General features: G+C 67.3%; 5 protein-coding genes. All 5 read right to left on the reverse strand.

Annotation, left to right across the window (positions count from 1 at the left end; all coding sequences use genetic code 11):
- Positions 1-9,629, reverse strand: a 9,629-nt coding sequence (locus AB0L58_RS42080; protein WP_364397049.1) for an SDR family NAD(P)-dependent oxidoreductase, incomplete at its 3' end; no start/stop codon positions are given.
- Positions 9,622-10,863 (reverse strand): crotonyl-CoA carboxylase/reductase, encoded by a 1,242-nt coding sequence (gene ccrA / locus AB0L58_RS42085; RefSeq protein WP_364397051.1) that lies wholly within the window; start codon positions 10,861-10,863, stop codon positions 9,622-9,624. The genes ccrA and AB0L58_RS42080, both read right to left, overlap by 8 nt.
- A 37-nt stretch (positions 10,864-10,900) precedes the next feature.
- On the reverse strand, positions 10,901-15,445 hold the full coding sequence (locus AB0L58_RS42090) for an acyltransferase domain-containing protein (protein WP_364397056.1): 4,545 nt from the start codon (positions 15,443-15,445) through the stop codon (positions 10,901-10,903).
- A 160-nt stretch (positions 15,446-15,605) separates the two neighbouring features.
- Positions 15,606-21,095 carry a type I polyketide synthase gene (locus AB0L58_RS42095; protein WP_364397058.1) on the reverse strand — a complete coding sequence of 1,830 codons (5,490 nt, stop codon included), beginning with the start codon at positions 21,093-21,095 and terminating at the stop codon, positions 15,606-15,608.
- A 5-nt stretch (positions 21,096-21,100) separates the two neighbouring features.
- Positions 21,101-24,571 (reverse strand): SDR family NAD(P)-dependent oxidoreductase, encoded by a 3,471-nt coding sequence (locus AB0L58_RS42100; RefSeq protein WP_364397061.1) that lies wholly within the window; start codon positions 24,569-24,571, stop codon positions 21,101-21,103.

Here is a 24,571-nt window from a genome sequence, read left to right on the forward strand (position 1 = left end):
GGATCACAAACCTGACGAACTGATTCCGCGAAAACCGGGAACGCCTCGTACAGTTCGCGTCCCATCCCGGCATACTGCGCACCTTGCCCCGGGAATACGAACACGGTCTTGCCGCCGACCACCCGCCGCGCAATCACATCGTCAGCGGTGTCGGACGCCAATACCGCCGCACGCCAGTCCAAATGCGCCCGCGCCGTCGCCAACTCGAACCCGACATCGACAGCTGACCCGTCCACCGCACGTACCCGCTCGAGCAACCTTCGCGCGGCCGCCTCGGACTTGCCCGACACCACCCACGGCACCACCGGCAACGGATTCCCTGTCACATCAGACGACCCCGGCGCCTCCTCCACGATCAGATGCGCATTCGTCCCACTGATCCCGAATGACGACACCGCGGCCCGCCGCCGACCCCTTCGCTCCCACGGGCGCGATTCCATCAGCAGCTCGACTCGGCCCGAAGCCCAATCCACATGCGGGCTGGGCGTGTCGACATGCAACGTCGGCGGCATGACCCCACGCCGCATCGCCTCGACCATTTTGATTACACCCGCGACACCCGCGGCGCCCACCGTGTGGCCGATATTCGACTTGATCGACCCCAACCACACCGGCTCACTACGACCCTGACCATAGGTCGCCAACAACGCCTGCGCCTCGATCGGATCACCCAACCGCGTACCGGTCCCATGCCCCTCGACGACATCCACATCGCCGGACGCCAACCCCGCACTCGCCAATGCCGCCCGAATCACCCGCTCCTGCGACGGGCCATTCGGTGCTGTCAAACCATTCGACGCACCATCCTGATTCACCGCACTACCGCGAATCACACCGAGAATCCGATGACCATTCGCATGAGCATCCGAAAGACGTTCCAACACAACCAAACCCGCACCTTCGGCAAACCCCACACCGTCGGCGGCCGCGCTGTACGCCTTGCTTCGACCGTCGGGCGACAATGCCCGCTGCCGCGCGAAATCCACGAAAAGATATGGCGACCCCCACACCGAAACGCCACCCGCCAGCGCCATCGAGCATTCGCCGGCGCGCAGGGCTTGGCAGGCGAGATGCAGGGCGACGAGCGACGACGAGCACGCGGTATCCACCGTCATCGCGGGACCTTCGAATCCGAAGACGTAGGCGAGCCGTCCGGACAGGACGCTCTGGGTGGTGCCGGTCAGCCGGAAGCCCTCGAGGTCACCGGATACGCGCGCGTGATAGTCGGAGATGCTCGATCCTGCGAATACGCCGACATCGGTGCCGCGCAGGGCTTGCGGATCGAGTCCGGCGTCCTGCATCGCATCCCAGGCGACTTCCAGCAGCACCCGCTGCTGCGGATCCATCGCCGCCGCCTCACCCGGGCCGATCCCAAAGAATCCGGCATCGAAACCGGCGGCATCGTCGAGGAACGCGCTCTCCCGAATGTAGACGGTGCCCGGCACATCGGGGTCCGGGTCGTAGAGTCGCTCGAGGTCCCAGCCCCGGTTGGTCGGAAATCCCGATACCGCGTCGACGCCCCCGAACACGGTGTCCCACAAATCGTTCCGCGAGCCGATGCCACCCGGGAAACGGCACCCTATCCCGACGATGGCGATCGGCTCGTCGGCACGGACGTCGGTCGCTGGTTCGACGGGTGCGGTGCGGGCCGCGCCGTTTCGCACGTTCCCGAGTACGTACCGGGCCAGCGCGGTCGGCGTCGGGTAGTCGAAGACGAGGGTCGACGGCAGGCGCACGCCGGTCGCCTCGGTGAGCCGGTTGCGCAATTCGACCGCGCCGAGCGAGTCCAGCCCGAGGTCGGCGAAGCTGCTCGCGGGGTCGATCGTGGCACGTTTGTTGGTGACCACTCCGACATGCTCACCGACGAGATCCACGACGGCGGCTTCGCGTTCGGTGTCGTCGAGTCCGGCCAGCCGGGCGGCCAAGCCGGAACCACGCTCGGTGTGCGGCACCGATCCGCTGAACACCTCGTGCCGTGCAGCGCGCGGGTCGATTCGTGCGGCGATCAGCGCTGGTCGGTCCGTTGCCAGTGCGGTGTCGAATAGTGTGAGGGCGGTTTCGGTGTCCAGTGGGGTGATGCCCAGGCGCTGCCAGCGGGCGAGGTCGGCCTGGGACAGACCGGCGGCCATGCCCGCCTCGGCCCACGGTCCCCACGCCAACGACACCGCAGGCAGTCCTGCCGCATGGCGGTCGCGCGCCAACGCATCCAACTCGGCATTGGCCGCGGCATAATTGGCCTGTCCCGGTGTGCCGAGGGTTCCGACGATCGAGGAGAACATCACGAACGCCGAAAGATCCAACTCACGGGTGAGCTCGTCGAGATTTCTGGCACCTTCCACTTTCGGTGCCCAGACCCGCTCGAGCTGCTCGACCGTCAACGACGCGACAGTCGCATCGTCGAGCACACCAGCGGCGTTGATCACCGCTGTCACCGGCGGATCGATATCGGCCAGCACGGTCGCCACCGCATCCCGGTCGGTCACATCACACGCCAACAGCCGATAGACACCGGCACGATCTACATCGTTTGTCTGCGGCGAAAGACCACCGTGGAGTAGATCAGCGGTGTCGGCACTGCGACTCAACAACGCCAGATGCCGCACTCCATGCACTTGCACCAGATGCCGTGCCAACACCGAACCCACACCACCGGTCCCACCGGTGATCAACACCGTGCCGCCACCCCAATCGATCTCCCCCGATGTCGGCGCGGGCACACGTGCCAACCGTGGCACCGACGCACTACCCTCACGCCACAACACCTGCGAATACCCCGACGCTGCGATCGAATCCCAATCCGTCTGCTCCGGATCATCGGTATCGACCAACACGATCCGGCCCGGATACTCCGCCTGCACCGACCGCACCAAACCCCACACACCCCCGACGCGGTCTCGCGTCCACACCACCAAACACGAATCCAACCCCCCCGCAAGAAAATCCTGCACTCCACCCAACACCGAAACAACACCCGCACCACCATCCAACAACCGCACCGGCGACGAGGTCGACCGACGCGGCAACTCCACACCACCCCAGTCCAACTCGAACAGCGGAGCGCTGACGCGGGTATGGACATCGAAGGTGCGGAAGACGATTTCGTCGATGGACAGCACCGGCCGTCCCGCATCATCCACTGCGGCGATCGAGAAACCTTCCGCGCCGACTGGTGTCGACCGGACGCGGAGTCGGGTCACCCCGGTGGTGTAGCAGCGGACGCCTGCCCAGCTGAACAGCAGTCGGCCCTTGCCCGGCGGCAGATCCTCGGCGAGGGCGTATTGCGCGAATCCTGCGTGCAGTGCGAGGTCGAACAGCGCCGGATGGATTCCGTAGCCGGCAGCGTCGCCGTTGAATTCGTCAGCGATCGCGACTTCCGAGAAGATCTCGCCGTCGCGCTGCCATGCCGCCTCGATGCCGAGGAACGCCGGTCCGTATTCGAGGCCCGAGGCGTCGGTGATCCGTTCGACAATCCATTCCGGCGCGACGGCCTCCGAGTCGGTGGGTGGCCAGTCGGATTCGTCGACGAGACGTTGGAGCAGGCGGTCGCCAGCCGATTCCGGGTCGGATCCGGAGTACGTTCCGCTGGCCGAATGCGTCCATTCGTCGTGGTCGGCGCGCCTGAACGCGACGGTGAACGATCGGGAACCGGTCTCGTCGGGTGCGTCGACCAGCAACTGCAGCTCGACGGCACCGGTGTCGGGTGGCAAAATAGGCGCCTCGTGAGTGAGCTCTTCGATTGCGCCGCAGCCGATCTCGGTCGCGGCGCGGGCGAGGAGTTCGACCGTCGCGGTTCCGGGGAGCACCGGGGTGCCGAAGGAGATGTGGTCGCCGACCCATCGGTGCGTCGATAGTGCGAACCGGCCGGTGAACAGCCATTCGTCTGCTCGGGCGAGTGGAACGGCGGTTGTGAGGATCGGGTGGTCGAATCCGGTGGTGTGGGCTGGTTGGGGGTCGAGCCAATAGCGTTGGTGTTCGAACGGGTAGCCGGGCAGATCGACCCGCTGTGCACCCTGACCGGCGAAGAACCGTGTCCAGTCGACATCGACACCGGCGCAATGCATTTCACCGACCGCACGAACCAGGGTTTCGACCTGGCCACGGTTACGGCGCTGCGTCGCGACCACCGCCTCCGCATCAATCAACCCCGCCAGCACCGCATCCGGGCCGACCTCGACGAACCTGGCACCACCGGCCTGCCGCAACGCGGCAATACCATCAGCGAACCGCACCGGCTCACGCACCTGACGCACCCAATACCCCGGATCAGCCAACAACTCCGCCTCGAGCTCACCGGTCACATTCGACGCGATCGGGATCCGCGGCGAGTCCCACACGAGTTCTGCACACACCGCGGCAAACTCGTCGAGCATCGGCTCCATCAACACCGAATGAAACCCATGACTCACCGCCAGCCGCTTGGTCCGGCGGTCAGCCCACCGTGCCTCGAGCTCGGCGATGCCCGCCTCCGGACCCGACACCACCACCGACCCTGGCCCATTGATCGCCGCTACCGAAACCCCAACCGGCAAGTCACCCACAGCGGCCACCGCGACGCGTGCGGCCGAGCCGAGGACCACCTCACCGACCTGACCTACCGTGCCGCACGCGCCCGTCTCGTCCACCACGCCGAGCTCGACCGCCAGCATCGCCCCACCCGCCGGAAGCGCCGCCATCAACCGGCCACGAGCCGTCACCAAACGCACCGCATCCTCGACTGACAACACCCCAGCTACATGCGCTGCCGTGATCTCACCGATCGAGTGCCCGATCAGCAGATCCGGTGTCACACCCCACGACTCGAGCAACCGGACCAACCCGACCTCGATCGCGAACACACCCAACTGCGTATTGTCCGTGCGATCCAAATCGGTACCGGACGCGAAAAGCCAAGGTGGATCACAGATCTCACGGATGGCGTCGGCGAATACCGCGAACCGTTCGAACAGTTCGCGTCCCATCCCGGCATACTGCGCGCCCTGACCGGAAAACACGAAAACCGTCTTACCCCCGACCATTCGACGCGCGACAATGTCGGTGACATCGGTACCGGTAGCCGACACCAATACTGCTGCGCGCCAGTCCAAGTGCGCGCGTGCGGTCGCCAGTTCGAACCCCACGTCGAGAGCCGACGCCCCCACCGCACGCACCCGCTCGAACAATGTCCGCGTTGCCGCCTCGGATCTACCCGATACCACCCACGGCACCACCGGCAACGGATTCCCCACCATTTCAGGCGCACCGGGCACCTTCTCGACATGTGGCGCCTCCTCCACGATCAGATGCGCATTCGTCCCGCTGATCCCGAACGACGACACCGCAGCCCGCCGCGGCCGACCTGCCACCGACTCCCACGACCGGGCCTCGGTCAACAACCGGACGTCCCCCATCGACCAATCCACATGCGGCGACGGCGCATCCACATGCAGACTGCGCGGCATCACCCCACGCCGCATCGCCTCGACCATCTTGATCACCCCGGCAACCCCCGCCGCCGCCTGGGCATGACCCATATTCGACTTGATCGACCCCAACCACGCCGGCCGATCTCGATTCATCCCATACGTCGCCAGCAACGCTTGCGCCTCGATCGGATCCCCCAATCGCGTGCCGGTCCCATGTCCCTCGATCAGATCCACATCCGAGGCCGACAACCCAGCGTTCGCCAATGCGGCCCGAATCACCCGCTCCTGCGACGGACCATTCGGCGCGGTCAAACCATTCGACGCACCATCCTGATTCACCGCACTACCACGAACCACACCGAGAACCCGATGACCATTCGCACGAGCATCCGAAAGACGCTCCAACACAATAAGACTCGCGCCTTCAGCCCAACCGACACCGTCGGCGTCCGCGCCGAACGACTTACACCGGCCGTCCGGTGCCAGACCACGCTGACGCGCGAACTCGACGAACAGGAACGGCGATGCGAGAATCGACACTCCGCCCGCCAACGCGAGGGAGCATTCCCCCGCGCGAACCGCCGCGCACGCCAGATGCAACGCCACCAGCGACGACGAGCACGCCGTATCCACCGTCACCGCGGGACCCTCGAACCCGAAGACGTAGGCTGGGCGACCGGAGATCACACTCTGATGGCGGCCGGTGAGGCGAAGTCCCTCGGTAGCGGCCGAGTTCCCCTGATAGTGCGAGTCGCTCGCGCCGACGAACACACCGACATCGGTGCCGCGCAAAGCGTTCGGATCGAGACCGGCGTCCTGCATCGCATCCCAGGCGACTTCGAGCAGCACCCGCTGCTGCGGATCCATCGCCGCAGCCTCACCCGGGCCGATCCCGAAAAATGCCGCGTCGAAACCGGCGGCATCGTCCAGGAATCGGCCACCGGCCGAGTACACCGTCCCAGGCTTGTCCGTATCGGCGTCCAGCAATCGATCGAGGTCCCACCCACGATCGGACGGCCACTGCGACACCGCGTCGACGCCGTCGGCAACCAAGTCCCACAGCTGGTTCCGCGATGACAGTCCACCCGGGAATCGGCATCCGACACCGACGATCGCGATGGGGTCGTCGGCGCGGGTAGCCGCCGGTGCATCCGGGGTGGTTGGCGCGCCGCCGGTCATGCGGTCCTGGACAAATTTGGTAACTGCCGCAGGCGTCGGGTAATTGAAGATCAAGGTGGGCGGCAGCGGCACCCCGGTTGCCCGGACGAGCCTGCTGTGGAGTTCGATCGCACCGGCCGAGTCGAGTCCGAAGTCCTTGAACGAGCGGCTTGTATCGATGTCACCGCCCGAGGCATACCCGAGGATCGCGGCGGTCTGTTCGGCGACGATGGCACCGACATCCGAATCGCGCTCGGTAGGGCCGTGGATCGCTGTGTCCGGCACGGGAGTCGCGGATCCCGCGAACCCTGTCTCGCCAGACGACACCCCTGTTTCGCCGGACGATGCCGTGCCGCTCGATGACGCCGCGCCACCGGTCAACGCCGTGCCGCCAGCCAACGCCGAGTTGCTGGTTGACGCCGAGTCGCCAGCCAACGCCGTGCGGCTGGTCAATGTCGTTCCGCTGGTCAACGCCGAGTCACTGGTTGACGCCGAGTCGCCTGTCCCAGCGTCGAGCCAGTGGCGGCTGCGCTGGAATGCGTAGGTCGGGAGATCGATTCCGTGCGCGTCCCACGGACGCCACCAACGCTGCCAATCCACCGGTAGTCCGTTGGCGTGCGCGGCGGCGAGAGCGGCGGTCAGCCGATCGGCGCCGCCATTCCCGCGGCGCAGCGTCTCCAGGATCGCCGCGCGCGTATCGGCGGCGATCTGCTGGATCGCCACGACAAGTCCCGGATTCGGCGAAACCTCGATGAGCGTCCCAGCGCCCGAATCCAGCAGGCTGGCAATCGCTTCGGCAAAGCGCACCGGCTCGCGCAGGCCCCGGTACCAGTAGTCGCTGTCCAGCGTGGCGGTGTCGATCGGCGCAGCGGTAATCGTCGACACCATCGCTATCCGACCCGACCGGGGCGCAATGGCCGCCAAGTCGGCGTTGATCCGCTCGCGCAGTGCCGCCACCTGCGGCGAATGCGACGCGTAGTCCACCGGGATGCGGCGCGCCCAGATGCCGTCGCGCTCACAATCGTCGACGACGGTTTGGACCGGCACCGGCTCGCCCGATACGACGACAGACCCGGGTGCGTTCACCGCCGCGACCACAACACCGTCCGGCAGTCGCCGCCGGATCTCGTTCTCCCCGAGCGCGATCGCGGCCATCGCACCGCGGCCAGCCAATTCCCGCGCGATGGCTCGTGACCGCAGCACGATCACTCGCGCCGCGTCGGCGACGGTCAGTCCACCGGCAACCGTTGCCGCCGCGATCTCACCCTGCGAATGGCCGACCACGATGTCCGGCGCGACACCGAACGCACGCCAGGTCGCGGCCAGCGACACCATGACGGCCCACAGCGCGGGCTGCACCACGTCCACGCGGGCCAGCAGCGTCTCGTCGCCGAGTGCCGCGCGCAACGACCAGTCCACGCCATCGATGGCCGCCAGCGCTGCCGCGCATTCGTCCATCGCGGTGCCGAACTCGCCTACCGTATCCCATAATTCGAGACCCATCCCGACCCATTGACCGCCCTGGCCCGGAAACACAAAGACGGTCCGTCCTGGCACGGCCCGCCCGTAGACCGGACCTGGCGATCCCGTGGCCACCGCATCCAGTCCGCTGCGGAGCGCGGCGCGATCGGCCGTGACCACGGCGGCCCGATCAGGCAGCGCAGCCCGGGTAGCCGCCAGCGAGTACCCGATATCGGCAAGTCGCGCCTCAGGATTCGCGTCCAGCCATGCCCGCAGTCGGCTCGCCTGCCCGCTCAGACCTGCGGTTCCGACCGCGGACAGCACGAACGGTATCGCGCCATTGGATGGTTCGGCGCTCGGTCGGACCGCGGGCAGCGGCGGCTCTGCAAGGATCAGGTGAACGTTCGAACCACCCATGCCGAACGAGGACACACCCGCGCGGCGCACGCGATCGCCGCGCACCCATGGTTCGGCGTGATCGACCACGCGAAGGCCCAGCTCCGCCAACGGAATTCGCGGGTTCGGCGTGGCGTAGTTGAGGCTAGGCACGAGCGTGCCACGATCCAGGCACAGCGCCGTTTTTACCAGCCCCGCGATGCCGGCGGCACCCTCGAGATGGCCGATATTGGTTTTGATCGAGCCGACACGCAAGGCCTCGGCGCGGTGCTTGCCGTACACCGCGCCGAGAGCGGCGGCCTCGACCGGATCGCCGACCGACGTGCCGGTTCCATGCAGTTCGACGTAATCGATTTCGACGGGATCGAGGGTGGAGCGCGCGAGCGCCCGACGAATGACATCGGCCTGGGCGGCGTTACTCGGTGCGGTCAGCCCGTATTCGCCGCTACCGGTGTTGACCGCACTGCCCTGGACGACCGCGTAGATCCGCCGACCGTTCGCGAGCGCGTCGTGGAGCCGCTCGAGCACGACGATCGCGCCACCCTCGCCACGCACATGGCCGTTCGCCCTGGCGTCGAAGGTGTAGCAGCGGCCGTCGGGGGACAGCGCGCCGAATTCGGCCGCCATCGCATTGCCGAAGGGCGAGAGAATCAGGTTGACGCCACCGGCCAACGCGAGTTGTGACTCACCACTGCCCAGGCTTTCACAGGCGAGATGCACGGCCGTGAGCGACGACGACTGCCCGGTGTCCACGGCGAGACTGGGTGCGGTGAAGCCGAAGGTCCGGGAGAGCCGGTTCGCGATGATCGACCGACCGAGACCGGCGAAGGTATGCCTGGTGACGGCCCGCGGTCCCCGCCGTGCGACGAGGTCGGCGTAGTCGCCGCCCATGACGCCGACGAACACGCCGGTGCGCCCAGGTGCGGTATCCGGCGCGATCCGCGCATCTTCCAGTGCCTCCCAACCCAATTCGAGCGCAAGCCGCTGTTGCGGATCGATCGCGGCCGCCTCCTTCGGCGAGATGCCGAAGAATGCGTGATCGAAGTGGTCGGCGCCGTCGATGAAACCGCCGCGGGGAATGCCGGCGGGCCGGTCCGCGGGCACCTCTCCGATCGTCTCCAGCCCGTCACGCAACACCGACCACAACTCGTCCGGGCCGTGCGCGCCGGGAAACCGGCAGGCAATGCCGACAATGGCAATGCCCTCAGCCAAGGTCGTTCACGCTGGACTCGGTGGCGTTGATACGGACGGCCATATTCCCGCTCGGATGTGCGTTTTCGTGCAGCAGCTGGTGGAAGTGCCCGATATCGTCGATGCTGCCGGACAGCGACAGACACGGCTGCAGCAGTCCGGCGTCGATCAATTTGATGACCTCGCGGTACTCGCGAAAGTTCGAGGCGTGCGATCCCTGCAGTCGTTTCGACCGCATCCACAGGTGGCGCAGGTCGACGTCACCGTTGTATCCCGTCGATCCGCCGCAGATCACCACCATGCCGCCGTTATCGCACACATACATCGAAGTCGGCAGCGTGTCCTGTCCACTGTGCTCGAGCACGACACTCGGCAGCTGCTTGGTCCCGAGAATGTCCCAGATCGCCTTGCCGAATTTCCTTGCGCCGCGCAGGAAGTGGTCCATCGCGGCGTCATCGGTGGTATCCGGGAGCCGGCCCCAGTGGTCGTACTCCGTCCGGTCGATCACGCCCGCCGCGCCGAGTTCCAGGCAGAACTTGGCACGTTCGTCCGACGACGCCACAGCGATCGGGATGGCACCGACGATCCGGGTCAGCTGGATCGCCATCGAGCCGAGTCCGCCGGCACCGCCCCAGATCAAGACGACTTCGCCGGGGTGGACGACGTTGCCCGGCCACCCGAACAACTGCCGGTAGGCCGTCGGCCCGGTGACCATGAAGCACGCGGCCTCGGCCCAGCTGAGCCGTTTCGGTTTGGGGTGGCACTGAAAGTCCGAGACGAGGCAGAACTGCGCGAACGACCCGTGGTTCGTCTCGTAGCCCCACGCGCGCATGCTCTTCGACACCGGATGGTCGGTGCCGGTGCGTATGTCCTCGGCGAGTTCGTCCCACTGTGCCCCCGCCAGCACGATGTGGTCGCCCACCGCGACGTTCCTGACGCCCGCGCCGACCGCCCAGACGATGCCCGAGCCTTCGGATCCGCCGATGTGGTAGTCCTCGGTTCGGCCGAGCTTCTGCCGCATCGAGATCACGTCGACCGGATAACCGAGCGAGGCCCAGACGTTGTTGTAGTTGATGCCCGCGGCCATCACCCACACCAGGACCTGCCCGGCGCCGACGGCAGGCGTCTCGACGACCTCGGTGGCAAAGGCCTGCGCGGGCTCACCGTATCGTTCGCGCCGAATCACCGACGCGTACATGTACTTCGGCACTTCCCCGACCGGCGGAACCTCACCGATCTCGTACAGATCCTTCACGCACACTCCATTCGGTTGGCGGACAACGTAATCCCCTTCAGCTGGTCTGCTCGGCGATCCCGGCCGCGAGGTGCGCGGCCAGTTCCTCGGGCGTCGGATGTTCCAGGATCATCCGGATCGGCATTTCCAGACCCGTTGCGCTGACGATCCGCTTGCGGATCTGCAGACCCGAGATCGAATCCATGCCGAGTTCGAGGAAGGGCGTGGTCGCCTCGATATCGTCGATGGACTCGTAGCGCAGTACCGTTGCGATCTCGTTCCGGATCAGCTCGACGAGCAGCCGTTCCTGCTCGACCCTCGACGATCCGGACAGTTTCGCGAGCAACGAGCTGTGGTCCGGCACGGCTTGTTCGCGGTGCGAGCGCAGGCGGCGGAATTCGGGCAGGTCCACGAAGATCGTCCCGGCCCTAGTGCGGGCGAATACGGATTCGGGTTGCTCCCAGTCGATCTCGGCGACCACTACCTCGGCCTCGCCGGATTCGACGGCGTGCCACATGGCAGTGACCGCGGTGTCGAAATCCATCGGTTTCGTGCCGATCTCGTTGCGCGGCCACGCATCCCAGCCGATCGCTGTCGCGGCGAGCCCGCGGGAGCGACGCCGGTGCGCCACCGCGGCCGCGTACGCGTTCGTGACCGCGACACCGGCGCCACCCGTTTCGCCCCACGCGCCGGCGGCGGGTGAGAGCAATACGAATGCGTCGAGGTCGCGATCGCCGAGGAGTGCGTCCAGGCTCGACATCGTCTCCGCAATCTCCGTATCATCCAATGCCGCGATGGACGTCGGATGTTCGATGTGGACAACGGCGGTGAGTTCGGCGCCGATATCGTCGATCACCCAGCCGAGGTCGGCACCGGACCGATCCAGTGCAGGCACGACGCGTTGTGCGCCAGCGTCGGTGAGCCAGCGCGCGACGTGCTCGGTGAGTTCGCCGGCTCCGCCGGTCACGAGGACGGTTCCGGCCGGACCCCACGGGCGCGGCGCTTCGCCTCCGGACGGCCGGATGCGTTGCACCCGTCGGGCGAACACACCATCGGACCGCACCGCCACCTGATCGTCGTCGCCGTGACTGATGATGGTGCACAGCGACGCCAGTACATCGGCATCGAGCGATTCCGGCAGATCAACCGATCCGCCCCAGCGTTCGGCGAATTCGACCGCGGCGACCCTGCCGATACCCCACAGCCGTGCCAGTTCGGGATCGTCCGCATCGTCCGGGCGGACCGTGACGGCCGATGTGGTTGCGCACCAGAGCGGTCGATCGAATCCGACCTCGCCTAGCGCCCGTAGCAGCCGGACCGTCGCGGGCACGCCTTCGAGCAGCGAAAGCATGCCCGCAGACCGCTCCACGGTAAGCGAATCACGCAGACACGCCGTGACATCGGCTTCGGTTGCGTCGCCGGGCAGCTCGATGGGGCGGGCGTCACCAAGGTGGTCACGCACCGCCGCGACAATGGCGCTCACCCGCTCGTCGTCGCAACCGGATGGCACCGCCACATACCAAGTGCCGCGCTTCGGCACGAGTGGTCGCCGGGTGATTCGCTCGAATGTGGTTCGGTAGCAACATTTGTCGGCTCTGGACCCCTTGTTGGCGCGCTGCCACCAGGAAGCCAGTTGTGGCAGTACCGTCGCGAGCGCATCGGTGTCGGCGCCACCGAGCAGCGATGCCAACTCGTTCGCGTCGCCTCGCTCGACGAGGTTCCAGAATGTGCTGTCCGTCGACTCGGTGCGCGGCGCTCCGGCGCCGAGTTCGTCGGGCAACCAGTACCGCTGACGCTGGAACGGGTAGGTGGGCAGATCCGGGCGGTGCTGCGCGCCGCCGGATGCGAACGCGGCGCGCCAGTCCACGGCGACGCCTTCTACATACAGCTCGGCGGCCGAGGTGTAGAAGCGCGTGAGGCCGTCCTGCCCGCGGTGCAGCGTCCCACCGGTCAGCACGTGGACCGACATATCGCCGGCGACCTGCTCGACCGCGGGCAGCAGCACCGGATGCGGGCCAGGTTCGACGAACGTGCGCCACCCGGCCCGGATCGCCGAACGCATCGCCGAATCGAAGCGAACGGTGCTCCGCATGTTCCGGAACCAGTACTGCGCGTCGAGGGCCGAAGTGTCCAGCTCGTCACCGACGACCGCCGAGTAGAACGGCACCTCGGCCGATCGCGGCGTCATCCCGGCGAACTTCTCCAGCACTTCGTCGCGGAACTTGTCGACCGCGGCGGAGTGCCCGGCACCCGTCGCACCACGCACATAGCGGACCCGGGCCCCGAGTGCGGTGAGCTCCTCGCCGAGTTCCGCCAGTGCCGTCGGTACACCCGAAAGCGTCACGGCCTCAGGGGAATTCACGACAGCAACGGCGACGTCGTCGCCAAAGCGGCCTACCCGTTCTTCGAGCTCGGCTCCGGTCAGGCCGACGACCGACATCATCGTGCCGTTGGTCAATGTGGCGAGCAACTTGCTGCGGATCGCCACGATCTTCGCGGCATCATCGAGTGACAACGCGCCCGCGACATACGCTGCCGCGACTTCGCCCTGCGAATGTCCGACGACAGCCGCGGGTACAACGCCGAACGACTTCCACAATTCGGTGAGCGACACCATGATCGCGAACAGCGCGGGCTGCACGATATCGACGGTTTCCAGCGCCGGTGCACCGGCATCCTGGCGCAGCACGGCGCTCACCGACCAGCCCGTCCACGGTTGCAGTGCCGCTTCGCATGTCGCGATCGACCGGGCGAAAACCGCGGAGCTCGCCAGCAATTCGCGACCCATGCCGACCCACTGGCCCCCGTGCCCGGGGTAGATGAACACGGCCGGGCCGGGATTGCGGGAGACTCCCAGCGCCACACGAGGATCGGGGGTCCTGGTCCGGATCGCGTCGAGCCCGGCCGACACATCCTCCGCCACGCTGCCGATGATCACCGCGCGGTTCTTGAACGCCACTCGCGATGCCAGCGAGTACCCCGCGTCGACCGGATCGGCCTTCGTAGTCGACAGCCAGTCCTGCACCCGGGCCGCCTGGGTCTCGAGTGCGGTCGCGGTCCTGGCCGACACCACCCAGGGGACGACACCGACCGTGCCCCGCGCCGGTTCGGGCATCTCCGCGGGCGGCGGTGCGGAGACGATGACGTGTGCGTTGGTTCCGCTCACACCGAAGGACGACACCGCACCGATGCGCGGCCGATCCTCCTGCCACGCAATCGGTTCCGTCAGCAACCGCATCGCACCGGATGACCAGTCGATCTGCGATGACGGCACTTGTGCGTGCAGGGTCGGTGGCAGCACGCCGTGGCGGATCGCCATCACGAGCTTGATCAGACCCGCGATGCCCGCGGCAGGACCGGCATGGCCGATATTCGACTTGATGGAACCGAGGAACAGCGGCCGGTTCGGCTCGCGGGCCGGACCATATGCGGCCAGCAGCGCGCCCGCTTCGATCGGATCACCGAGGGCCGTGCCCGTGCCGTGCGCCTCGACGACATCGACGGCTGCGGCCGACAACTGCGCGTTGACCAGCGCGGCGCGGATGACCTGTTGTTGGGCAACACCGTTCGGTGCCGCCATACCGTTCGAGGCACCGTCCTGGTTGATCGCGCTGCCGCGGATAACCGCGGCGACCGGATGGCCGTTGCGCCGAGCGTCGGACAGCCGCTCGAGCAGCACGATGCCGATACCCTCGCCCCAGCCGGTTCCGTCCGCCGCTTCGGCGAATGCCTTACATCGGCCGTCGGGTGCCGCGGCCAGCCTGGTCATGCCGAGCAGCATCGGCGTGGACATCACCAGGGTCCCGCCCGCGACGGCGAGATTCGATTCCCCACTCCGCAGCGACTGACACGCTTGATGAATCGCCACCAGCGAGGACGAGCACGCCGTGTCGACCGTGATCGCCGGACCTTCCATGCCGAACGCGTAGGCCAGCCGGCCGGACAGCACGCTCGACATGCTGCCGGTCATCATGTGGGTCGCGTCGCCGTCGTCGGGGATGTACCGGATCGCCGACTGGTCGTCGCCGTGGATGTGTCCGAGATCGTCGGCGCTCGCGTGCTCGCTGTCCGGCCCGGTCAGGATGTCGTTGTCGGTCTGCACGATCGACGCCAGGTAGTCGAGCCCGGTCGCGCCCATGAAGACGCCGGTTTTCGAGCCGCGGATATCGCTGGCGGCGATGCCCGCGCGTTCGATCGCCTCCCAGGTGACCTCCAGCAGCATGCGTTGCTGAGGGTCCATCAGCAGCGCCTCCCTGGGGGAGATGCCGAAGAAGTTCGAATCGAAACCCGCGACGTCGGCGATGAACCCGCCGGACTGCGCGTAGCCCTGTTCGAGGTCGCTCGACTTCGTCGAGATGACCTCGTGCATCGACTCCCAGCCGCGATCACTCGGGTACGGACCGATCGCGTCGACGCCGGAAGAAACCAGTTCCCACATATCGTCCGGAGTCTGCACCCCACCCGGATACCGGCACGCCATTGCGATGACGGCGATCGGCTCACGCGATCTTTCTTCGACTTCGGCGAGACGGCGACGAGACTCCTGCAAGTCCAAAGTGACTTTCCTGAGGTAGTGCCGCAGCCTCTCCTCGCTCGCAGTCATAATTCCCTTTCGCCATCGGTCGGTCCACGGTGAATCACCCAATTAGTTCGATTCACCACGTTTTTCATCCTGCATGACTCTGAACTGCGCGTCCAGGCGGAGTATCGCCAACGGTGGCGGCTGCCGAAAAGCCGTGCAGCCTTGATATTTCCAGCCAATTTCACCCCATGGAATCCCGTCCTTCGTCGCCGAGACCGAGGTCGCTGTCGATGAATGCGAACAGTTCGTCGTCGCTGGATGGAACGGTCGCCGCTCGTGCGTTGTCGAACCGCGCGGTCAATTGTCGTATTCGCCGGATCGCATCGATATGCGCGCGGCTGTCGCTGTCGAATTCGGCAAGCGCACTTTCGATTTCATCGATCCGCGCCGCGAAATCGAACTTCGCATTTTCCGAAATGGGCAGCGACATTTGGAAATGCCGCGCGATGGAGGTCGGTGTGGGATGGTCGAAAGCGACGGTCGCAGGCAGGGTGATACCGGTAATCTGGGACAGGCGATTGCGAAGTTCTACTGCGGCAAGGGAATCGAAGCCGAGGTCCTGGAAGCTGAGGTCCGGATCGACGGCCTCCGGGCCGGGGTGGCCGAGCACCGCGGCGACGTGCGTGCGCACCAGCTCCGACAGGGTCCGCAACTGCTCGTCGTCGGACAGGCCCGCCAATCGCGCCGCCAGTGCGCTCGCTGCTTCGGCGGCCGCCGCGCCGTCCACCACCGAGGCGGGCGCCCGCACCAGCCCCCGTAGAATCGGCGGTACGAAACCCATTGCCGCTGCCTGCGCCTGCATGCCGGGCCGGTCCAGCCGAGCCACCGCGACGGCCGCGCGCTCCGACGCCAGCGCTGCGTCCCACCTGGCAAGCGCTTCGGTCGGCGTCATCGCGACGAGTCCGCCGCGCCGCAGCCGCGCGCGGTCGCCGCGCGCCAGTCCCCCGGCCATCCCACCGGCCAGATCCCAGAGTCCCCACGCCACCGAGGTCGCCGCCGATCCCCGTGCCCGCCGATAGTCGGCGAGCGCGTCCAGGAATACGTTGCCCGCCGCGTAGTTCGCTTGTCCGGGCGCGCCGATGAGGCCCGCGACCGACGAGAACACCACGAACGCGGCCAGATCCATATCCTGGGTCAGCTCGTGCAGATGCCAGGCGCCTGCCACCTTGGGTGCCAGCACCGCGTCCAGGCGTTCCGGCGTGAGAGATGTGAGGACGCCGTCATCGAGCACACCGGCGGCGTGTACAACAGCCGTCAACGGATGCTGCGCGGGAACGGCTTCGAGCGCGCTCGCGACCGACTCCTTGTCGGTGATGTCGCATGCCACCCACTCCACGCGCGCGCCCGCCTCGGTCAGTTCGGCGGTCAACTCGGCCGCACCGTCGACAGCGACACCGCGTCGCCCGACCATGACTACGCACTGCACGCCGCGCTCGGCGACCAGGTAGCGCGCCACCTCCGCACCGAGAGCGCCGCCACCTCCGGTGATCAATACCGAGCCCGCGTGATGCCAGGCCAGCGCCTCCTCGCTCGGCTCGACGGGTGTCAGGCGTGGCGCGAGCACCCGTCCGTCACGGATTGCGAGCTGCGGCTCCGCACCTGCCACCGCGACCGGCCACACTCGCCCGATATCGTCGTTGCCGTCGATATCCACCAGCACGAACCGGCCCGGAAACTCGAGTTGCGCGCTCCGGATCAGGCCCCACACCGGAGCCTGGGCAATACCCGGCATCGTGTCACCGCCACCTGTCGCGACCGCGCCCTGGGTTACGACCATCAACGGCACCGCCAGCCCCGCTGTGACCCACTCCTGTACCAGGAGCAGGACCGACGCCGTCACCGCCCGCGCCCGGTCGGCGATCGTTCCCGCATCGGCCGGCCCAGCGCCCGACACCACTACCGCCACCGGCGCACGAGCGCCCTCGGCCAGCGCGGTCACCACTGCCCGCACATCGTCGAACCACCGCACGCCGACGCCGATTTCGACTGGACCACCGATCCCCCATACCGCGCCGGACACCCCGACGCCACCGACCACGGGCACCCAGTCGATGCCGTACATCCACTCGTTGCCACCGACGGCGGACGCCAGCTGCTGCCGGGTGACCCCGACGATCGTGACGGCGTCGATCGCGAGGATCGGGCGGCCCGCAGCGTCGGCGACGGCCACAGCGAGCCGATCGCCCGTTCGCCGCAGCCGCACCCGGAGCCGGGGGGACGCCGCTTCGCCCCACACCGATACTCCTTCGAAGGAGAAGGGCAGCCAGACCAGGCCGCCGCCGGGCACATCGGCCGAATTCGCCGCTTCCGCGAGCGCCCACGCGTGCAGCGCCGCGTCGAGCAACGCCGGATGCACGCCGAACACGGCCACCTCGACACCCGCGCCGGCCGGGGCCTCGATCTCGGCGTACAGCTCGTCCTCCGCGATACGCCAAACTTGTTGTACACCAAGAAAAGCCGGGCCGTAGCCGTAGCCGAGCGCGGACAGCCGCTCGTACCCACCGGCAACATCGATCCCCACCGCGCCAGTTGGCGGCCAGGCGTCCGGCTCGTCCGGCGCCGGCGCGGCTGCTGTTGTCAGCACACCCGTTGCGTGCCGCGTCCATCCCGCGAGTTCGCCGTCGTCCGGGCGCGAGTACACCGCGACCGACCGTTGCCCCGATTCGGGACCGACAACTACACGCACCACGACGGCCTGCTCGACGACCAATGGCTCTTCGAGCACGATCTCCTGTACCCGGGAGCTGCCCACCGACCGAGCCGCCGTCGACACCAGTTCGACCAGACCGGCACCGGGCAACAGGATCGAACCGAATACCGCGTGATCACGCAGCCACGGCTGTTCGGCCGCGGACAGGCGTCCAGTGAATACCGTTTCACCGCTGGGCATTTCGACCGTGGCGCGGAGGATCGGATGGGCCATCCGGTCGAGGCCGAAGCCGCGTACGTCCGCAATGGTCGCGGCGGGTGAGAGCCAATAGCGTTGTCGCTGAAACGCATACGTCGGCAGATCCACGCTGCGGGCACCGGTTCCGGCATAGAACCGCGACCAGTCGACATCGACACCCGCGCAATGCGCTTCGGCGACCGCACCAACGAGGGTTTCGACCTGGTCACGCCCGCGACGCTGAGTCGCAATCACCGCCTCCGCCTCGATCATCCCTGACAGCACCGCATCCGGACCGACCTCGAGGAACCGCGACCCGCCTGCCGCACGAGTCGCGGTCATACCGTCGGCGAACCGGACCGGCTCGCGCACCTGCCGCACCCAATACTCTGGATCCGCCCACAGATCCGACTCGAGCTGGCCGGTCACATTCGACGCAATCGGAATCCGCGGTTGTTGCAGAGTCAAACCCGCGACCATACGGCGGAATTCGTCGAGCATCGGCTCCATCAACGCCGAATGGAATGCGTGACTCACGGTCAGTCGTCTGGTCCGGCGGTCTGCCCACCGTATTTCGAGTTCGGCGATCCCCGCCGCCGGGCCGGACACCACGACCGAACCGGGCGCATTGATCGCGGCCACTGAAATTCCATCCGGCAGGTCGCCGACCTCGCCGTTCTTGTCGAGCTCGACCGCCAGCATCGCCCCGCCCGCCGGTAGCGCTGCCATCAGCGCTCCCCGGGCTCGGACAAGACGTACCGCGTCCTCGAGCGACAACACCCCAGCCACATGCGCGGCGGTGACCTCACCGATCGAATGCCCGATCAACAAATCCGGTGTCACACCCCAGGACTCGAGCAACCGAACCAACGCGACCTCGAACGCGAACACACCCAACTGCGTATTATCCGTACGATCCACATCCGTATCAGGCGCGAACAGCCATGCCGCATCACAGATCTCGCACACCGCATCGGCGAACACCGGAAACTGATCGAACAACTCACGGCCCATCCCCGCGTACTGCGCTCCCTGCCCCGGGAACACGAACACCGTCTTACCGTCGACGACCCGCACCGGTGTTACGTCAGCCAATTCGGCCCGATCCAACACCGCCGCCCGCCACGGCAAATGCGCCCGCGTAGTCGCCAACGAAAACGCCACATCCAACGCCTGCGTGTCCCCCAACCCTGATAGCCGGTCCGCTTGTGCCACAACAGCTTCGGCAGATCGACCAGATATCGGCCACGGCGCGACCGCCGAATCGGCCCCCGTCCCCGACAGCGTCCACTCGGTCCCCGCAGCCGAAGGCGCCAACCCCGCGCTCCCCTCCGGCAGCGGCGAATCGGTCCCCGCCCCCACTGGCGGCGTCGACTCGGTCGCCGCCTGCGGACCCGACTCCGCTGGGGCTTCCTCCACGATTACATGCGCATTCGTCCCACTGATCCCGAACGAGGACACCGCAGCCCGGCGCGGTCGCCCCGCCGCATTCCACGACCGAGCCTCGGTCAACAACGCCACGCGGCCGGAGTTCCAATCCACATGCGGCGACGGCGCATCCAAATGCAGGCTGCGCGGCATGGTCTCGTGCCGCATCGCCTCGATCACCTTGATCACCCCGGCGACCCCCGCCGCCGCCTGAGTGTGTCCCATGTTGGACTTGATGGAGCCCAGCCACACCGGCTCACTACGATCCCGACCGTACGTCGCCAGCAATGCCTGCGCCTCGATCGGGTCACCGAGTGTCGTTCCGGTACCGTGCCCTTCGACCACATCGACATCGCCTGCCGTCAATCCAGCGTTCGCCAGCGCCGCCCGAATCACCCGCTCCTGTGACGGACCATTCGGCGCCGTCAAACCATTCGACGCACCATCCTGATTCACCGCACTACCACGAACCACACCGAGAACCCGACGACCGTCTCGCTGTGCGTCCGAAAGACGCTGCAACACGAGCACACCCGCGCCCTCACCCCAACCCACACCATCAGCCGCCGCGGCAAACGACTTACACCGACCATCCGGCGCGAGACCCCGCTGACGCGAAAACTCCACGAACACAGCCGGCGTCGCCAATACGGTCACGCCGCCCGCGAGGGCCATGCCACAGTCGCGCGCCCGCAACGACTGGCACGCCTGATGGATCGCGACCAATGACGACGAGCACGCGGTGTCCACCGAGACCGCCGGGCCGACCAGCCCCAGCGAATACGCGACCCGCCCCGAGACCACACTCGCCATCCCGCCCGAACTCAGGTAACCCTCCAGCTCGTCGCGGTGGTCGCTGATCGCGGCGGCGAACCCGTAGTCGTGGTACATGACACCGGCGAATACACCGGTATCGCTGCCCCGCAACGACATCGGGTCGACGCGCGCATCCTCCAGCGCCTCCCATGCCACCTCGAGCAGCACGCGCTGCTGCGGGTCCATCGCCAACGCCTCGCGCGGACCTATGCCGAAGAATCCAGCGTCGAAGCCGCCGGGCTCGTCGAGGAATGCGCCGGAGCGGGTGTAGGACTTGCCGCGCGCTTCCGGGTCCGGATCGAACAACTGCCCGTCCCAGCCACGATCTGCCGGAAACTCGCCGACGACGTCGCGCCCCTCGGCCACCAACTGCCACAAGGCATTCCGTGATTCGACGCCACCTGGGAATCGACATCCGATACCGACGATCGCGATCGGTTCGGTCAGTTCCGCTGCGAGTCTATGATTTTCCGCGCGGAGCCGTTCGGCTTCGGTGATCGACTTCCTGAGCGCTTCGATCAGCGGATCCTGTGGGTTCATCGCGGTCAGCTTCCGTATCGGGAGGCGAGTTCGATCAACTGAGCGGCGTCCATATCGGCGATCGCGACGGCGTCCTGCGGCTCATCGCCGGCCTGCTCTTCGGCGTCGGCGGCGAGGTCGGCGATGAGGTCGGCGATACCGGCCTCGCGGATGCGGTCGATCGGAACGGTCCGCAGCGCCCGCCGGAGTTCGTCGTCGCTGACGGTGGCATGACCCGCGTTCGGTTCCACGACGATCCGACCCAGCAGATACGTCGCGATCGCGGCGGGCGTCGGGTAATCGAAGACGACCGTGGCGGACAATGTGATCCCCGTAGCGTGGGCGAGGCCGTTGCGGAGTTCTATGCCTGCCAGCGAGTCGAACCCGAGGTTCTGAAACGACAATTCGGGATCGACCGCTTCGGGACCGGGATGGCCGAGGGCCGTGGCGGTCCGCGAACGCACCAGGTCGAGGACATACGCATGTCGCTGGGCCTCGGTGAGCGGCGCCAAGTCCTTGGCAAGTGACGCCTTTGTCAAGAGGTCGCCTGCCGTGGCGGACGGCACGTTGATCAGGCTGTGCAGCATGGGAGGCAACCGACCCGCACGTGCGGTGGCGCGCAGCCCGGGAAAATCGAGCTTCACCGGCGCGACCACCGGCTCGCCGGTCGCGATCGCGGCGTCGAACAAGGCCAGCCCCTCGGGAACGGTCATGGCGTGCATGCCGAGCCGATCCCGGATCACCCGAGCCATCCGCGCGAATGTCGCCGGGTCGGCCGCGCCCGCCATGCCCGCGGTTCGGTCCCACAGGCCCCAGGCGAGCGCAATGCCTGCAAGCCCCTGTGCGCGGCGCGTACGTGCCAAGGTGTCGAGCACTGCGTTCGCGGCCGCGTAGTTGCCCTGTCCGGCGCCGCCGAGCAGCGGTGCCGCGGAAGAGAACAGGATGAATGCCGACAACGCACGTTCTCGGGTCGCCTCGTGCAGGTACAGCGCCGCATCGACCTTCGGCCGCATGACTCGGTCGAGCTGTTCGGCAGTAAGCGATTCGATTGTGGCGTCCGCCAGGATGCCTGCGGCATGCACGACCGCGGTCAGCCGAGGTATCGAACCGATCAACTCCTGGACGGCCGCGCGGTCGGCGACATCGGTCGCGACGATATCGACTGTGGCACCGAGGTTTTCGAGCTCGTTCCGCAGGTCGGCGACACCGTCGGTCGCAGGTCCACGCCGCGATACCAGCACCAATGTCCGCACACCGTACTCGGCGACGAGATGGCGGGCCAGGACCGCGCCCAACCCGGCGGTACCGCCGGTGATCAATACCGCACCGTCGCCGAAGGATGGCGGAACGTCGCGTATCGCGGACTTCGTCAATCGCTGCGCGTAGACCGTGTCGCGGCGCACCGCGAGCCGCGGCTCGACGGTCGCGAGCAGCATCGGCCAATCGACGCGATCCGAGCCGGTCAGGTCGACGCTCAGGAACTTGCCCGGGTGCTCGGCCTGCGCGCTGCGCAGCAAGCCCGACACCGCCGCACCGACGAGATCGACCGGCTCGTTGTCGTCGACCACGGCCGCATCACGGGTTGTCACCACCAAGCGCGAACTCGCCGTGCGTGGTTCGGCCAGCCAGATCTGCAACAGTCGAAGCATCGACGTGACGCCCGCGCGCACGGCACCCGGATCAGCTGCGATGTCACCGCGCGGCGCGGCGCAGACCACGACCGGTGGCCATGCCGTGCCGCTATCGGCCGCCGACACGAGTTCGGCGAGATCAGCGTACGTGCCCTGCACCTCGACGGTGCCGTCGACAACTACGTGACCGAGGAGCGCGACCACCGGGGTCGGCCGATCGGTCTCCGTTGGCCGCGATATCGGCTCCCATGTGGGCCTCAGCAGGACATCGGCGGCACCGGCGGAACGCAGCGCCGCGGCGTCCGCCGGGCGGGAGTCCAGCGTGCCCATCGTCCATACCAGGCGGCCGGTTTCGTCGGTGGCGACGAGCTCACGCATGCCTTCCGCGCCCACGCGCATGGTCACGCGGGCTGCCGATGCACCGGCACGGTGTGCTTGCACATTGCGGAATACGAACGGCAGCAGCACTTTTCCCGATTCGATCCGGTCACCTGCGCCAGCGATCGCGACGTGGAACGCCGCGTCGAACAGTGCGGGATGGACGGCGAACCCCGAAGCGTCGGCTCCTGCCGGCAGCGCGACCTCGAGCATGATCTGGGTGTCGCGGTGCCACGCGGCGCGGACGCCTTGGAACGCGGGGCCGTACTCGTATCCGAGGTCGGCCAGCTCGGCGTAGAGATCCCCCACCGACACCGGCGTCGCATCGGGCGGAGGCCAATTCGCCTCCAGCAGTGGCACTCCCAACGGATCGGCCGGTGCGACGGAGCCGGCCGCGTGGCGGGTCCAGGATGCTGGTGCGCCATCGATGTCGGGCCTCGAGTAGGCCACCACCGCGCAGTGGCCGCGCTTGTCCGGTGCGGTGATGTGGATCTGGACCGTGACCGCCACCCCGGTGTCGAAGACCAGTGGCGATTCGAGCACCAGTTCCTCGATATGGGCGCAGTCCACCAAACGACCAGCCGCCGACACCAATTCGACCAGCCCGGTTCCAGGCAACAGCACCGAACCGAATACGACGTGATCGGCCAGCCAAGGCTGCGATGCCACCGACAACCGACCGGTCGCGACATGGTCGCCGGACCCGGCCAACGACACCACCGCCGACAGCAACGGATGATCGACGCGTTCGAGTCCGAGTCCGCCGACGTCGCCGATGGTTGACGACGGCGACAGCCAGTAGCGTTGCCGCTGAAACGCATACGTCGGCAAATCCACCTGCCGCGCACCGGTCCCGGCATAGAACCTCGCCCAATCCACGTCTACGCCGTGGCTGTGCGCATCCGCTACGAACCGCACCAATGTCGCCACCTGCGGGCGGCCACGCCGCTGCGTGGGAACTCCGTCGAGAGCGGCTGAGAACACCGCGTCCGGCCCTACCTCCAGGAACCGGGCTGCGCCCGCCTGTCGCAACGCGGCGATGCCGTCGGCGAACCGGACCGGCTCGCGCACCTGCCGCACCCAATATCGCGGATCCGCCAGTAGATCCGACTCGAGCCGGCCGGTCACATTCGACGCAATCGGAATCCGCGGGTATTGCCACCGGACTTCCGCACACACCGCGGCGAACTCGTCGAGCATCGGCTCCATCAACACCGAATGAAACGCGTGACTCACCTTCAGCCGACGGGTGCGCCGATCCGACCACCGTGCCTCGAGTACTGTGATCCCGGCTTCCGGGCCGGACACCACGACCGAACCCGGCGCATTGATCGCGGCCACCGAAACCCCGTCCGGCAGGTCGCCGACCTCACCGTTCCTACCGAGCTCGACCGCCAGCATGGCCCCACCCACCGCAAGCCCAGCCATCAACCGACCACGAGCAGTCACCAAACGCACCGCATCCCCGAGCGACAACACACCCGCCAC

This window comes from Nocardia sp. NPDC052112, from assembly GCF_040680135.1.
Lineage (GTDB): Bacteria > Actinomycetota > Actinomycetes > Mycobacteriales > Mycobacteriaceae > Nocardia.